General features: G+C 61.8%; 16 protein-coding genes and 1 rRNA gene. 11 read left to right on the top strand and 6 right to left on the bottom strand.

Going from position 1 to position 14,975, the window contains the following annotated elements:
- Positions 1-119: 119 nt before the first annotated feature.
- Positions 120-1,148, bottom strand: coding sequence for an amidohydrolase family protein (locus BLR94_RS02175; protein ID WP_090423644.1), 1,029 nt, complete (start codon positions 1,146-1,148; stop codon positions 120-122).
- A gap of 182 nt (positions 1,149-1,330) precedes the next feature.
- On the opposite strand from BLR94_RS02175, the gene BLR94_RS02170 reads away from it, so the two are divergent.
- The 3 genes from BLR94_RS02170 to BLR94_RS02160 all read left to right on the top strand — a co-directional run bounded on the left by BLR94_RS02170 (position 1,331) and on the right by BLR94_RS02160 (position 3,518).
- Positions 1,331-1,879, top strand: a complete 549-nt coding sequence (locus BLR94_RS02170; RefSeq protein ID WP_084303478.1) for a sigma-70 family RNA polymerase sigma factor — start codon at positions 1,331-1,333, stop codon at positions 1,877-1,879.
- Positions 1,876-2,580, top strand: coding sequence for an anti-sigma factor (locus BLR94_RS02165; protein WP_084303479.1), 705 nt, complete (start codon positions 1,876-1,878; stop codon positions 2,578-2,580). Before BLR94_RS02170 ends, BLR94_RS02165 begins: the two co-directional genes overlap by 4 nt.
- Positions 2,581-2,732: 152 nt before the next feature.
- Positions 2,733-3,518, top strand: a complete 786-nt coding sequence (locus BLR94_RS02160) for a DUF4394 domain-containing protein (RefSeq protein ID WP_244158052.1) — start codon at positions 2,733-2,735, stop codon at positions 3,516-3,518.
- Between the two features lie 49 nt (positions 3,519-3,567).
- Here the strand turns inward: BLR94_RS02160 and BLR94_RS02155 are convergent, their stop codons facing one another.
- Positions 3,568-4,347, bottom strand: coding sequence for a dienelactone hydrolase family protein (locus BLR94_RS02155; RefSeq protein WP_084303480.1), 780 nt, complete (start codon positions 4,345-4,347; stop codon positions 3,568-3,570).
- Between the two features lie 115 nt (positions 4,348-4,462).
- Positions 4,463-5,071: an FMN-dependent NADH-azoreductase gene (locus BLR94_RS02150; protein WP_084303481.1), complete on the bottom strand. Its 609-nt coding sequence runs from the start codon at positions 5,069-5,071 to the stop codon at positions 4,463-4,465.
- Positions 5,072-5,219: 148 nt separating this feature from the next.
- Between BLR94_RS02150 and BLR94_RS02145 the strand changes: the two genes are divergently transcribed.
- The 3 genes from BLR94_RS02145 to BLR94_RS02135 are packed head-to-tail and all read left to right on the top strand — an operon-like array spanning position 5,220 to position 7,743.
- On the top strand, positions 5,220-6,197 hold the full coding sequence (locus tag BLR94_RS02145; RefSeq protein ID WP_084303482.1) for a LysR substrate-binding domain-containing protein: 978 nt from the start codon (positions 5,220-5,222) through the stop codon (positions 6,195-6,197).
- A complete protein-coding gene (locus BLR94_RS02140; protein ID WP_084303483.1) occupies positions 6,194-7,393 on the top strand; it encodes an MFS transporter in 1,200 nt (399 codons plus the stop codon). Before BLR94_RS02145 ends, BLR94_RS02140 begins: the two co-directional genes overlap by 4 nt.
- Positions 7,390-7,743 carry an MmcQ/YjbR family DNA-binding protein gene (locus BLR94_RS02135; protein WP_084303484.1) on the top strand — a complete coding sequence of 118 codons (354 nt, stop codon included), beginning with the start codon at positions 7,390-7,392 and terminating at the stop codon, positions 7,741-7,743. Before BLR94_RS02140 ends, BLR94_RS02135 begins: the two co-directional genes overlap by 4 nt.
- Here BLR94_RS02135 and BLR94_RS02130 read toward each other — a convergent pair.
- Together BLR94_RS02130 and BLR94_RS02125 are read right to left on the bottom strand one after the other, a co-directional pair.
- Positions 7,738-8,457 (bottom strand): DUF1294 domain-containing protein, encoded by a 720-nt coding sequence (locus tag BLR94_RS02130; protein WP_084303485.1) that lies wholly within the window; start codon positions 8,455-8,457, stop codon positions 7,738-7,740. The genes BLR94_RS02135 and BLR94_RS02130 overlap by 6 nt on opposite strands.
- Positions 8,458-8,481: 24 nt before the next feature.
- Positions 8,482-9,312, bottom strand: a complete 831-nt coding sequence (locus BLR94_RS02125; RefSeq protein WP_084303486.1) for an undecaprenyl-diphosphate phosphatase — start codon at positions 9,310-9,312, stop codon at positions 8,482-8,484.
- A 244-nt stretch (positions 9,313-9,556) separates the two neighbouring features.
- Here BLR94_RS02125 and pnuC point away from each other — a divergent pair, with 244 nt between their 5' ends.
- The 5 genes from pnuC to queD all read left to right on the top strand — a co-directional run bounded on the left by pnuC (position 9,557) and on the right by queD (position 14,296).
- The gene (pnuC, locus tag BLR94_RS02120) at positions 9,557-10,123 is read left to right on the top strand and encodes a nicotinamide riboside transporter PnuC (RefSeq protein WP_084303487.1); all 567 of its coding nucleotides are present in this window, start codon (positions 9,557-9,559) and stop codon (positions 10,121-10,123) included.
- Positions 10,120-10,650 (top strand): AAA family ATPase, encoded by a 531-nt coding sequence (locus BLR94_RS02115; RefSeq protein ID WP_084303488.1) that lies wholly within the window; start codon positions 10,120-10,122, stop codon positions 10,648-10,650. The genes pnuC and BLR94_RS02115 overlap by 4 nt, the downstream gene beginning before the upstream one ends.
- 176 nt (positions 10,651-10,826) lie before the next feature.
- A complete protein-coding gene (locus BLR94_RS02110; protein ID WP_084303489.1) occupies positions 10,827-12,737 on the top strand; it encodes a di-heme-cytochrome C peroxidase in 1,911 nt (636 codons plus the stop codon).
- Entirely contained in the window at positions 12,730-13,872 is a 1,143-nt protein-coding gene (locus tag BLR94_RS02105) for a catalase family protein (RefSeq protein ID WP_084303490.1), read from the top strand. Before BLR94_RS02110 ends, BLR94_RS02105 begins: the two co-directional genes overlap by 8 nt.
- Positions 13,873-13,939: 67 nt before the next feature.
- Positions 13,940-14,296, top strand: coding sequence for a 6-carboxytetrahydropterin synthase QueD (queD, locus tag BLR94_RS02100; protein ID WP_075961648.1), 357 nt, complete (start codon positions 13,940-13,942; stop codon positions 14,294-14,296).
- A 438-nt stretch (positions 14,297-14,734) separates the two neighbouring features.
- On the opposite strand, the gene rrf is transcribed toward queD, so the two are convergent.
- Positions 14,735-14,850: ribosomal RNA gene (rrf, locus tag BLR94_RS02095) — 5S ribosomal RNA — on the bottom strand.
- Positions 14,851-14,975: the final 125 nt, after the last annotated feature.

Genomic DNA, 14,975 nt, shown 5'->3' with positions numbered 1-14,975 from the left:
GTTTTTCATGCTCCATGTTTTGTTTTAGCTGCCAGCCCCGGCAGCGCTTCATCTCACTGCCTCAACGCACCTCCGTTGCGAATCTGATGTGCTGCATCTCACGCGCGAGGCGATGACGGTCAGCGTGACGCGGGCTGCGCCTCGCGGACAGTGCGCGGCAGGATGGAGAGGAAGTTGTCTCTGGCCACTTTACGGGCGACCTCTGTGGGCAGCTCATCGAGGAAACGATCGAAGCCCTGCATGTACTCGCCCATGCTGTCGAAACGCCCTACCACGTCTGAGCCGATCATGAAACGCTCAGGGTAGCGGCCCACCAGCTCTACCCACTTAGGGTCAGGCTTGCCGTTGTCGTCGGTGAGATACGGCCTGAGCATGGTCCACGACAGATCGACGTACAGATTGGGGTAGCTTTCCAACATGCGCGCCAAGGTGTCGAAGAGAAAATCCAGCTTCTCCTGATGGCGATGGATCTCCATGCTGGTGCCAGCGTGGGCCCAGATGAAACGAACGTGGGGATGATTGCGCAGCGGTTCCTCGACTTCCTGCAGATAGAGCGGATTACGCTCGCGCTTGGAGGTGATGTTGGAATGCACCATCACCGGCAGATCGTATTCTGCAGCCAGGTGATAGACCCGGGTCATGGCCTCGTTGTTGGCCCGTGGAGTACTGCCCTCGATCAGCGACGTCAGGTCGTCGTGGCGTGTGAACACCTCGCCAATGCCCTGCCAGAGTCCCGGATCGAGCTCCAGCATGCGACGGATATGGGCATCCGAATTCTTGTCGTTGGGGTTGAAACCAGACAGGAACGGGTGAAAACGATGGCGCTGCGCCTCCGGCACCTGCTTGTAGGCATGGGCGATAAGCACGTCGGTGGCGCTGTACCAGTAGGCGGCGGCGTCATCGCCGGCGTAATAGCGCGGGCGCTTGGGCTCATCTTCATGCCACTTCTTGGCGACCGGTATACCCGAGAACATCACGTGATCGACCTTGGTCTCGTCCATGCGCTGCAGCAGCGTGTCCATGCCTGCGCTTTCCTGGAAGAAGTCGACGTAGTGCAAATGGGCGTCGCTGTAACGGTATTCGCGCGCCTCTACAAGACCGGCCAGCAGCCCTGCAGACAATAAAAAACCCAGACGAATCATATGCATGCAGGCGTCCTCCTGACGTTGAGCAGCATAGACTGTGAGCGCTTGCGCCAAGTTCAGCCAATATGGCGGATCGGCGAAGGCACAGGCGAGACTATTTGTTTCATTGCCGAGGCATCCGTAATCCCTTGTCTCGGGTATAACCCTTGTCACATTCAGGACGCAGCCCATGACAGGACGCCGGCATGTCTGACCCGATGTTCGATTACGAAAAAACCCTGGAAGCCTGCGCCCGCAGTGACGAGCGCGCCTTTCAGGCACTATACCGCCAGGAATCCTCGCAGATGCTTGGCCTGGCAATCAGTCTGCTGGGTCAGCGCGACTCGGCCGAGGACTGCCTGCACGATGCCTTCGTGCAGATCTGGCGCAATGCCGGGCGCTTTCAGCGTTCACTGGGCAGCGGCCGGGCATGGATCTACAGCATCCTGCGCTACCGCGCCCTGAACCAGCTGCGCCAACGCGGAAGCACCGTGGCCCTGGCGGACGACATCGCCGATCACCTGATCGACGAGAGCCCCTCGGCCGCTCAGCAACACGAACAACAGTCGGACAAGCGTCATCTGCGCACCTGCCTGCAGAAGCTCGAGCGCCCACGGCGTCATCCGGTTCTGCTGGCGTTCTACCGTGGCCTGACCCATGAGCAGATCGCGGAGCGCCTGACCACCCCACTGGGCACCATCAAAGGGCGCATTCGTAGCGGTCTGCGCGCACTGCAGGAGTGTTTGCAACGATGATAAGCACCGACCCCGCAGAACGCCGTACGCTCATCGGCGAGTATGTTCTGGGCCTGCTCGAGCAGGATCAGGCCCGTGAAGTCGCCGAGCTGATAGAGCACGATCCCCAGGCTGCCGCCATGGCCCTGGAATGGGAGCAGCACTTTCTCGAACTGAGCGACAGGCTCGAGCCCGGCACGCCCTCGCCCGGCCTGTGGCCGCGCCTGCAGCAAACGCTGAACCTGGGGCAGCGGACGAGAAGTTGGCAGGCCTGGTGGTCGAGCCTGAATACCTGGCGCCTGACCAGCGCGGCCCTGGCGATGGCGCTGATCATCGCCCTGCTGCCGATGCCGTGGCGCAGCGACGTCCTGCCGGCCTCCTACACCGCCGTGTTGCAGCCACCGGGCGAAGCGGCAGCACCGGGCTGGGTGGTGCACATTGATGCGGCCGGCACCTTGCTGCTGGAGCCACTGCGTCAGGATCAGGTCGCAGCGGACCGCTCGGTGCAGTTCTGGACGCTCGTCGATCCGAAGGACGGGCCGCGCTCGCTCGGCCTGGTCGAACCGGGCGAACGCCTGACCCTGTCCGCCGAGCAGATCGGCGCCGTACGTGCCGGCCAGCTGTTCGAATTGACCCTGGAGCCGTCCGGTGGCTCGCCACTGAACAGGCCTACAGGTGAAGTGCTGTACATCGGCCGCGCTGTGTTAGCAGCACTGGAGTGATCGGGTGCACGCAGAAAATCGACAGATGTAAATAAGTATGTCTGCCGACATCTGCCACGTCATCTCATGGGTATTGATAACAGGTGCTCTATCACGGTGCCTGGATGCGAGCGCGAAGAGACCTTCGCGCCTTACCCATAGAGAGGACGCTCATGAACATTGCCAAGAAAATGCTCGGTATCGCTATCACCACCGCTGCCCTGGGCTGTGCCACTGCCAACGCCGACAACCTGCTGGCCTTGAGTGCGGACGGCAAGCTGCTGCACATCGACACCAAGACCCTCACCGTCGCTTCCGACGTGAAACTCAGCGGCGTATCCAGCCTGCGCGGCCTCGATGTACGCCCCTCCAACGGCTCGATCTACGGCCTGGATGACGCTGGCCAGCTCTACACCCTCGACGCCAAGAGCGGCGCTGCCAGCAAAGCGGCCAAACTGAGCCAGGCGTTGCCGGGCAAAGGCCAGGCGGTGGTGGACTTCAACCCGGTAGCCGATCGTCTGCGCCTGCTGGCGGCCGACGGCACCAGCCTGCGCGTCAACGTCGAGAGCGGTGAAGTCGTGGTGGACGGCAAAGTCGCCTACGCCAAGGATGGTCCGTACGCAGGCAAGACCGCCAAGGTGATAGCTGGTGCCTACACCAACGCTTACGCCGGTACCGAGAAAACCGCGCTGTACACGGTGGATCTGGCCAGCGGCAACCTGATGTTGCAGAACCCGCCAAACGACGGCATCCAGCAGGTAGTCGGCAAGATCGCCGATGGCCTGAAAAATGCGGCGCTGGATATCAAGAGTGACGGCAAAGGCGGTAACACCGCTTATCTGCTGACCGGTACCACGCTGCACCAGGTGAACCTGGAAACCGGCAAGGCCAGCGCGCTGGGCGAGATCAAGAATCTGCCTGCCGATATCATCGACATCACTGTCCTGCCAGCCAAGTAAAACGCCTGCAGGGGAAGGCCAAGCGGCCTTCCCCAGTATCGCTCCCGCGTTACTCGAACACCTCGTCGAGCAGATTGTTCATCGCCTTGAAGGCACGCGCCGCGACCAGTGGGTGGTACTGATTGCTACCCGGCGTATTGGCCTTCGGATTGGTGAACGAATGCACCGCACCACCGTAGCTGACCAGTTGCCAGTCCACCTTGGTGGCCTTCATCTCCGCGACGAAACCATCGACCTGCGCCTGGGGCACCGCCGGATCGTCCGCGCCGTGGAGCACCAGTACCGGCGCCTTGATGTTGTTGGCGTCAGCCGGGTTGGGCGTATCCAGATTGCCGTGGAAGGACACGAAGGCCTTAAGCGGAGCACCCGAACGGGCCAGTTCCAGAACCGTTCCGCCACCGAAGCAGAAACCGATCGCGCCCAGCTTGGACGTGTCCAGGGCGACCTGAGCAGTTTGCGCCTTGAGGACTTCGACCGCAGCATGGGCGCGCTTGCGCATCAGCGCCCGGTCACTGCGCACGGCGGTGGCCGCTTGCTTGGCTTCGTCGGCATTGCTGGGGCGAATGGCCTTGCCGTACATGTCGGCCATGAACACCACGTACTTGTCCCCCGCAGCCCGTGCGGCCTTCTGCGCGGACGCATCGTTGACGCCCATCCAGTTCGGCACCATCAGCAGACCTGGACGCGGGTCGGTAACGGCATCGTCATAGACCAGCAGGCCTTCGAACGGCTCACCATCGATTTCGTAGGGAACGTTCTTGACCACCACACCCGCTTCGGCCAACCCCGCCAGCCCCAGCAACGCTACCGACAACAGTGATTTCTTCATTGTTTGACTCCCATCGTGGATGTGCCCACTCGATACAGCCGAAGCTGCGCCAAAGCCACAAGGAAGCACATTTGCGGCGTCAGGGAAACCCATGGCGCCGCAGCCGGGAGTGGAATCAGGCGGCAGCGAACAGCGCGTGGATCTGCTCCTGGGCAGCGCGCAGGGCGTTGGCTTTCGGCTCTTCGCCATAGGCCAGGCCTTCGGCACGCACCACCTGGATGTCGGTGATCCCGAGGAAACGCAGCACCAGGATCAGGTAGTCCTCATGGGCCTGGCCACTGGGTTGCCCGGCATGCACACCACCGGCGGTCGAGGCGATGATCACCTGCTTGCCACCCGCCAACCCTTTGGGGCCGTTTTCATCGTAGGCGAAAGTCTTGCCGGCGACCGAGATACGGTCGATCCACGCCTTGAGCTGGCTGGGGATGGCGAAGTTGTACATTGGCGCGCCAATTACGATGGCCTCAGCGGCGAGGAACTCTTCCAGCGTCGCTTCGGCCAGCGCCACCTCATGGGCCTGGGCGGCATCACGCAATTCGGCGGGCGTAGCGCCAGCAACCAGACTGGCAGCCGAGAAGTGGTTCAGGGCATCGCTGGCCAGGTCACGATAGATGACCTGAACATCCGCCTGGCGGTTCTTCCAGGCATCGACCACTGCAGCGCTGAGCTGACGGGAGGCGGACGCATTGCCGAGGATGCTGGAATCGAGATGCAGAAGTTTCATGCTGGCTCCTTGAGCGATCAGGGTTATCTGTGAGTATTCGGTGGATTGATCCTACCGATGACACCAATCCCTGATTAGTCGGTAAAAATGCGATGATGCGTTCTACTCATGGAACAAACAGCGCCTTTCTACCGAGCTGGAGCCTGTAGTGCAGGATCTCAACGACCTGATGTATTTCGCCAAGGTGGTCGAGCACGGTGGGTTCAGCGCTGCCGGCCAGCAATTGGGTATTCCCAAATCCCGTCTGTCGCGGCGGGTGGCCGAGCTCGAGGCACGCCTGGGCGTGCGTCTGCTGCAACGCACCACGCGCAAGCTGGCGCTGACCGAAACCGGTGAGCGCTACCTGCATCATTGCCAGGCGATGCTGCTCGAAGCCGAGCAGGCACAGGCGGCCGTGAATTCGCTGAGCAGTGAACCGCGCGGACGGATTCGCATGTCGTGCCCCAGCGAATTGGCACGTACCGGTCTGCACCAGGTGCTCAACACCTTCCTGTTGAAATACCCGCTGGTGCAACTCGACGTGCTGTTGACCAATCGTCGGGTGGACCTGCTGCAGGAGGGTGTCGACGTCGCTCTGCGGGTGCGCGACCAGAGTGACGAGGATCCATCGCTGATCGCCCGCCAACTGTCACCAGCAACGGCCTTCCTGGTGGCCTCACCGGCGTTGCTGCAAGGGCTGAGCATTCAGGCACCGGAGGACCTGCAACAGCTGCCGGCACTCGGCGCGGCCGGGAGTGACCGGCGCATTCATCATGTTCTCAAAAATGCGGCGGGCGCACGCCGTGAGGTGACTTTCGAGCCACGTCTGAGCATCGAAGACTTCGACATACGCCGGGAAGCGGCATTGCAAGGTCTGGGCTTCACCATGTTGCCGCACAGCAAATGCCAGGGCGATCTCCAGGCCGGGCGCCTGGTTCGCCTGCTACCGGATTGGGAATTGCCCGGGGGCCACCTGCAGGCCGTCTACCCTCATCGCCATGGCATGCTCCCCGCAGTGAGGGCCTGGCTCGACCATATGATCCAGGCCAGCGCCAACGGATGGTTGATGCCAGGAACAGACCATGGCCTCACCCGGTCTGAAACGCCTGAGAACCCTATTCCCTTCTACCGACAGGACGCCCAATGACCGCTCGCAAGCCCCATGTTCCCGGCCAGACCGCCCGAATTCTTGCAGTGGTTTTCTTCACCTTCATCGGTTTCCTGTGTGTCGGCCTGCCGCTCGCCGTGCTGCCTGGTTTCGTGCTCAACGATCTCGGTTACGGCTCGGTGATGGCCGGCCTGGTGATCAGCCTGCAGTACCTCGTTACCCTGGTTTCGCGGCCTATCACCGGCGTGCTGATCGATCGTATCGGCCCCAAGCGCGCGGTGATCTATGGCCTGGCCGGAGCCGTGGGCAGCGGCGTGCTGACCCTTGCGGCAACCAGCCTGCACGGCCTTTCCAATGACATAGGGCTGGGCCTGCTGCTGGCCGGGCGGGTAGCGCTGGGCATTTCCCAGGCGCTGATCGGTACCGGTTCGATCACTTGGGGCATCGGCCGGGTCGGCGCAGAGAACACTGCCCGGGTGATCTCCTGGAACGGCATCGCCTCCTATGGCGCCATCGCCATTGGTGCGCCGCTCGGTGTATTGATGGCTTCCTCCACCGGCCTTTGGAGCATCGGCTGCGCGATTACCCTGCTCAGCCTCGGTGCCCTCTGGGTCGCACGCGACAAGCCGGCGATCCCGATCATCCAGGGCAAACGCTTGCCGTTTCACAATGTCTTCCTGGCCATCGCACCCAATGGGCTCGCGCTCGCGCTGGGCTCCATCGGTTTCGGCACCCTGGCGACCTTCGTCACCCTGTATTACGCCAGCCTCGGCTGGGAGCACGCGGCTTACTGCCTGAGTGCCTTTGGCATGGCGTTCATCGCTGCACGCCTGCTGTTCGCCGGGGCCATCGAACGGCGCGGCGGCTACCGGGTCGCGACCATCTGCCTGGCGATCGAAACCCTCGGGCTGTTGCTGCTCTGGCTCGCGCCAATCCCGGCACTCGCTCTGTGCGGCGCCGCGCTGACCGGCTTCGGCCTGTCGCTGGTCTACCCGGCGCTCGGCGTGGAGGCCATCGGTAACATTCCAGCCGCCAGCCGCAGCTCGGCCTTGGGCGCCTATGCGCTGTTCTTCGATCTGGCACTCGGCATCGCCGGCCCGCTGATGGGCCTGATCGCCGGTGCGCATGGCTATGGGGCGGTGTTCCTGGCCTCGGCTCTGCTGTCGCTACTCGGCCTGGGCCTGAGTCTTCTGTTGCTGCGCCGTGCGCAGAGCCCCAAGGAAGTGCAGCCATGACCCGCGAAGAGCTCGTCGCCTTCTGCCTGCACCTGCCAGGGGCTCGCGTCGACTACAAATGGGGCAGCAACCAGGTATTCTCCGTGGCGCACAACAAGATGTTCGCGATAGTCGATTTTCTCGGCGATAACTTGGCTTTCAAGGTGGATGACGGGTTGTTTCTCGGCTTCACGGATCGACCGGGCATTCGCCCCGCCCCCTATCTGGCGCGCGCTCACTGGATCAGCATGAATGGCAGCCAACCGCCCATGGATGACCAAGAGCTGCGTGGGCTGCTGAGCCGTTCTCACCAACTGGTCGTGCGGCGGCTGCCCAGGAAGCAGCAGGTCGGCCTGCTGCTCGATCTATAGCAGCCCACGTAGCCAGCCGCCGGTATAAGACCCGGCCAGCAGCAACTGGTCAGCCCAGAACAGCTGGTGCAGCACCACGATGGCCCAGAACACCAACTGATAGAGGAGCTTGCGTGTCTTGTGGCGCAACGCTTGCTGCGCCAGCAAGGCGCCAGGCCAGCCGCCTGCCAGCTCGACCAGGTGCAAGGTATTTTCCCGGATGCGCTGACGCCCTTGTTGGGCACTGCTCTTGTCTCGCCAATAGAGCATGAAGCCCAGCGCGCTGCCCAGCGGGTAAAGCAGCAGCGGCCACAGGCTCAACTCCTCTGCCAGCCAGCGCAGGGCGCCCAAAGCAGGCAGGCTGCACAACGCAGCCAAGATCATCAGCTTGGCGGCTGGATTGCGCAGGCGGCCGTTGCCTGCACGCGGCTTGGCTGCGCCTCGGGCTGTCGCAATGGTTTTACCGGAAGGGGCGGCAGCCCGTGGCTTGCTGCGAACCTGCGGCTGGTCGATAGCCCGTTCACCAGCCAGGCGCAGGTGCTCGGCACGCAGGCGCCCCGTCTCGTCACGCCCGGCGACGAACAGCACCTGATCACCGGCGCTGGGACGACGGTCGCCACGCACCACCGAGATATGCACGAACACCTCAGCCCCACCTGCGTCAGGCTGGATGAAGCCGAAGCCCTTGTCATCATTCCAATTTCTGATCCGACCGGACTGCTCACTGGCCTGCATAGGCTGCTCCGCGTGGCGAGGCGATCAGCCCTCGGCCGTGCTCCAGTCGATCAGACCGAATTGCCAGGTCGCCAGGATCACCAGGCCGAAGGCGATCCGGTACCAGGCGAACACCGCGTAGCTGTGATTGGCGATGAACACCAGCAGCGCGCGTACCGTGATCATGGCAACGATGAAGGTGGTGACGAAACCGATGGCGAACATCGGCAGATCGCTCCACTGCAGGATTTCGCGGTATTTGTAGAGCGAGTAGACGGTGGCTGCGACCATCGTCGGCATGGCCAGAAAGAACGAAAACTCGGTGGCTGCCTTGCGCGACAGGCCGAACAGCAGGCCACCGATGATGGTCGAGCCGGAACGCGAGGTGCCCGGGATGAGTGCCAGGCACTGTGCGAAGCCAACCTTGAGGGCCAGCTTCCAGTCCATGTCATCGACCGACTCGGCGACGATGCGGTGCTGGCGTTTTTCCGCCCAGATCATCACCACACCACCAAGGATCAATGCCGCACTGACAGTGATCGGGTTGAACAGCCAATGCTCGATGATATCCGCGAACAGCAGGCCGAGGATGACTGCCGGGATGAAGGCGATCAGCAGGTTGACCGTGAAGCGCCGCGCCATCGGATCACTGCCGAGGCCGCTCACCACCGAGGTGATGCGCTGACGGAACTCCCACATCACCGCCAGGATCGCGCCAAGCTGGATGATGATCTTGAACGCCGTGGCGCGTTCCCCATTGAACGACAGCAGATCGCCCACCACGATCAGGTGACCGGTGCTGGAAATGGGCAAAAATTCGGTGAGACCTTCAACGATACCCAGGATCAGCGCCTGAAAAGCGAGCCAACTGTCCATCAGAACTCCTATGGATGCGCCAGAGCAACTGGCTGTAAAGGGGATGATTCTCGGACTGGAGCGGCTGGTGTAGGTTCCAGCCTGGCCGAAAAAAGCGGCAGTTATAAAGCAGTTGTTTTCAATTTCAAACAGCTATCGATGCAATCCGGTGAATTGCCGCCACTGGGCGTCATGCGCTGGCGAGACGCCTCGAGCGACACGGGATAGAATGCGCCTCCCAGACCACCACAGACCCAGGGGTTCCATGTCACCGCTCGAAGCCTGCGCCTCGCTGCTCGGCCTGATCGCCGTCTGGCTGACTGTACGCCAGAACACCTGGTGCTGGCCCGTTGGCCTGGTCATGGTGGTGCTCTACGCCTGGGTATTCTTTCAGGCCAGGTTGTACTCCAACGTGTTGCTGCAATTCGTCTACGCAGCCCTGCAACTCTACGGGTGGTGGCACTGGACACGGGGCGAGCTTCCCGAGGAGCGACTCCATGTATCACGCCTGGGCCTGCGCCAGACCGGTGCCGGCCTGGCGCTTGGCCTGCTGGGCTCGGCCGTGCTGGGCATGTTGATGACGAACTACACCGATGCCAGCGCCCCCTGGCAGGATGCGACACTGTGTGCCTTCAGCCTGGTGGCGCAACTGTGGATGGCCAGGAAGCGCCTGCAATGCTGGCCGCTGTGGATCATCCTCGACCTGCTGTTCGTCGCACTGTTCATCGACCAGGCCCTCTATTCAACCGCCGCCCTGTACGGCCTGTTCACCCTGCTCGCCTGTCACGGCTGGCTGACCTGGCGTCGCGAACTGGTCGTGCGTGCATCATGAAGGTTCTGGTACTGACAGGGCCGGAGTCCAGTGGCAAGAGCTGGCTGGCCAACGAGCTGCAGCAACGCTTTGGAGGAATCGTCGTCGGTGAATACGTGCGCCACTTCATCGACAGCCAGCAACGCGATACCCGCTACGCCGACATATCTGCCATCGCCAGGGGCCAACTCACCTGGGAAGATGCTGCGCGGGAGAAGCGCCCCCACCTGCTGATTCTCGATACCCACCTGCTGAGCAATATCCTCTGGAGCCACGAGCTGTTCGGTGACTGCCCCGCCTGGATGGAACAAGCGCTGCTCGAGCGTGACTATCACCTGCATGTGCTGCTCGACCCCCGTGGCGTCGAGTGGGTCAGCGACGGCCAGCGCTGCCAGCCGGAACTCGCACAGCGGATCATCTTTCATCAGGCCTGCGCGGCGTGGCTCGCGGCGCATGAGCAGCGGGTGGTGAACATTGCCGGTAGCTGGAGTGAGCGCCAGAGCGAAGTGATCGGCCGGATCAAGGACTGGCTGGCAGCTGGCGAATAAAAACGCCCGGGAGAAATCCCTGATGTCGCATACGACGCCCTGCAGGATGATCAGCAAGGATGACCGGCCGTCAAAACCACACAAATTTCACGTGATATTCGCGTGGCATCTTGCCATTACCTGTCGGCATGGGCATAAAGGAGCACGACCAGAAGAACGCTACAAGGACGTCACCAATGCGCCTGATTCGCTACACGTTGCTGATCATCTTCTCCCTGTTGATCATCGCGGTAATGATCGCCGCCTACTTCATCGCCAACCCTGACCTCCCTGACTACAGGCCGGCGGAAAAGGTGCATTACCTCGGACAATGGAGCGAGCAGGAACGCGAGTTCTACTACTACACGCCCCAGGGCACCCGGGTGAAAGGCCTGCAGTACGCGTGGTTCACAGCCTTGGAGCTGCCCTTCGGCAAGGCCAGATTCGCCAGCCCCGACTACCTGGCGCGCTTCGGGTTCCTCACCCAGCCTGGGCAGCAGGCGACACCGTCCAACCCTGGCAACCTACCGGTGGGGTTCGCCCGTCATCAGGACGATGAAAGCGGCATCGAGTACCTGGACATCACCTGCTCCGCCTGCCACACCGGCGAACTGCGCTACCAGGGCCAGGCCGTACGCATCGACGGCGGCGCGGCGCTGCATTCCCTGGCCTCGACCGTGCCGACCCTCAAGGGCGGCAGCTTTGGCCAGTCCCTTGGCATGAGCATGGCGTTCACCTACTACAACCCGCTGAAATTCCGCCGCTTCGCCCGGACGGTGCTGGGCGAGCGCTATGAGCGTGATTACGACACCCTGCGAGTGGAATTCAAGGAAGTCCTCGATCGCCTGCTGAACACCGCTTACAACGACTGGCACCGAGGCCTTTACCCGACCGAAGAAGGCTTCGGCCGCACCGATGCCTTCGGTCGAATCGCCAACACCACCTTCGGCGACAGCATCGAAGTCGCCAATTACCGGATCGCCGATGCGCCGGTCAGCTACCCACACCTCTGGGATATCTGGAAATTCGATTGGGTGCAGTGGAATGGCTCGGCCATGCAACCCATGGCACGCAACGTTGGTGAGGCGCTCGGCGTTGGCGCAACGCTGCAGCTGCTCGACGATCACGGACGGGCTGTCGCTGAGAACCAGCGTTATGCCTCCAGTGTGCGCATCCAAGACATCTATGAGCTGGAGGAGACGCTCAAGCATCTGCAGCCACCTGCCTGGCCGGAGGACGTTTTCGGCAAGGTGGATATCGCGCGGGCCAGCCAAGGGCGCGCCCTGTTCAAGGAAAACTGCGCCCACTGCCACGCGCCACAGGTGACTCCGGTGGACAAGCGCATGGCCCCCGAGCGCGATCCAGAGTGGCACATGCGGGTCATCCCGACGTCCATCGTCGGTACCGACTCCACCACCGCCGACAACATCGCCGACCATCGTTTCGACATCAGCAAGCTAGGCTGGAAGAAAGACGAGCTGGCGAAGCTCGACGTCAAATTGTTCAGCAACAGCCTCGACAAGGTCGACTTTCGTGCCATCTCCACCGCCGAAGCACTGGCTTACATCACCGCCTATGTCGAAGAGCGGGCATATCGCGACAACGGCATCACGCCGCAGCAACGCAAGCGCATGGATGGCTATGGTCTACCCATCGGCGTCCAGGAGATCCGTGGCTACAAGGCGCGCCCACTGGACGGCATATGGGCCACTCCGCCCTTCCTGCACAACGGCTCGGTACCCACGCTCTTTCATCTTCTGTCGCCCGTTTCAGAGCGCCCCAGCCGCTTCTGGGTCGGCAACTTCGAGTTCGATCCCCAACATGTCGGTTTCGTCAGCGAAAAATTCCCCGGCGGTTTCCTTCTCGATACCACTGTCAAAGGTAACGGCAACCGCGGGCACGAGTTCCGCGACGGCTGTCGCAACGACGGCGTCATCGGTCGAGGCCTGCACCCGGAAGAGCGCTGGGCGCTGGTCGAATACCTGAAGGTGCTGGGTAATGCACAGCTGGAAAACCGACTGAGCGAAGTGCCGAGCAAGCCCTGGAGCCCCGGTCAGTTCTGTCAGGGCCGCGTGACGGCAAACAACAAGGAGTCCAACGATGCTTAAACGATTCTGGCTGTGGCTGGGCCGGCTGCTAGGCAAAACGCTTGCCGTACTGTTGATCGCCGGCCTTGGCGGCTGGGCCATAGGCACCGCCTACTACAGCTGGAAATTTTCCGGGCCGGTTTCCAGCGAGGAACAGATTCCTGCCAACGAAGCAGCCTACACTGCGGGGATCATCGACGATGCCATCCGCGTGGTGGAGCAGCACCGCGACAATACCCGAGTCCTGCGCGACGCCCACGCCAAGGCCCATGGCTGTGTGAAGGCGGAGGTCACCGTGAGAGAGGGACTGGACGAAAGCCTGCGCCATGGTGTACTCAGCGAACCTGGCAAGACCTGGCAGGCCTGGATGCGCCTGTCCAACGGAAACGCCTATCCACAGTTCGACCGAGCTCGCGATGCCAGGGGTATGGCCATCAAGCTCCTTGACGTCCCAGGCAACAAACTGATGGGCAATCCGCGCCATGCCGACGAGCAGGACTTCGTGATGTTCAACCACCCGGCATTCTTCGTACGCGACGTCGCCGAGTATCGCAGCAACTTCGCCGCCCAGGCGGATGGCAAAAAGGCGCTGGCTTTCTTCCCCACCTGGGATCCCCGCACCTGGGAGATCCGCCACCTGATCATCGCCTTGAAAACGCTTTCGCCTGCGCCGAGCAGCCCGGTCGAGACGACCTACAACTCGATCGCCCCCTTCAAGCTGGGGCCACACAACATCAAATATCGGGTCATTCCCAGCCCCGAAAGCTGCCCGACCTATACCATTCCCAAGCCAAACACCGACCTGCCCAATTTCTTGCGCAACGCGCTTTACCAGCAGCTCTCACTGGACCGCATGCCAGCTTGCTTCACGTTGCAGGTGCAGCGGCAGAACCCGAGCCACTACATGCCGATCGAGGATCCCAGCGTGGAGTGGGACGAGGAGATCGCGCCGTTTGAGACGGTCGCCGATATCCGCCTGCCGGCCCAGGACTTCGATAGCGCGGAGCAGAACCTGTTCTGCGACAACCTGTCGTTCAATCCCTGGCACGCCCTGCCCGAGCATCGGCCGATCGGCGGCATCAACCGCTTGCGCAAGGCCGTCTACGAGGCGGTAAGCGTTTATCGCCACGATCGCAACGCCGCACTGAGCCAGTGAAGACCCTACAGGTCGCAGCAGGCTGCTAGAATCGCAGCCTGTTCGCCCTGTAGAAAAGAGATTGGCCTTGGAACTGTTCAAAGAATTCATCTTCGAAGCCGCCCATCGGCTTCCCCACGTCCCGGAAGGCCACAAATGCGGCCGCCTGCATGGCCATTCGTTCCGCATCGCCGTCTATATCGAGGGCGAGGTCGACCCGTATACCGGCTGGATTCGCGACTTCTCGGAGATCAAGGCGATCTTCAAGCCGATCTACGAGCAGCTGGACCACAACTACCTCAACGACATCCCCGGCCTGGAAAACCCGACCAGCGAGATCCTCGCCAAGTGGGTATGGCAACAACTCAAGCCATTGCTGCCAGAGCTGTCGCGCATTCGCATTCATGAAACCTGCACCAGCGGCTGCGAGTATCGTGGCGATTGATACGGGGTTCATCTGTTGCAACGATCAAAACCCGCCTTGTGCGGGTTTTGCGTTTTTAGTGACCGTAAAAACGGACCATGCCCCTATTCGACTCAGCAAGGCGACGCAGCTGCGGTAGCGCACTAGAGCTGCCAAACGACGAATCCCGCTACAGGCGGGCTTCGTCGTTTTTGCAGTCCGCCCCGGCTTACGCCTTCGGCTACCCCCGGCTACAGCCGCCTCAAGGCACCCGTAGGGTGTAAGACGCTTCATCCTTGCACCACAAACTCTCGTACACCCCGCCCCGTAGCCAGGATCAAGCGAAGCGACACCTGGAGTGACCATCGAAGCCAACTGTCCCGGGTTACGCCTGCGGCTAACCCAGGCTACAGCCACCTTTTCCCACGCCGAAAAGACGAAACCCCAGACCTCTGTCGAGATCTGGGGTTTCTGGTAGAAGCTTGACGATGACCTACTCTCACATGGGGAGACCCCACACTACCATCGGCGATGCGTCGTTTCACTGCTGAGTTCGGGATGGGATCAGGTGGTTCCAACGCTCTATGGTCGTCAAGCAATCCGGTTGGGGAGTCGATGTTTAGGTCGCTTCCCCGAATTGGGTATGTGATATCCGTTGGTATTGCGTGTTCTTGCAAATTTTCGGCTTTACTGTCGACTTCAACCGTCTAACAGCCAAATT

The sequence above is a fragment of the Phytopseudomonas flavescens genome, assembly GCF_900100535.1.
In the GTDB taxonomy this organism is placed as follows: domain Bacteria; phylum Pseudomonadota; class Gammaproteobacteria; order Pseudomonadales; family Pseudomonadaceae; genus Aquipseudomonas; species Aquipseudomonas flavescens.
This window is presented reverse-complemented; position numbering and strand designations above follow the sequence as displayed.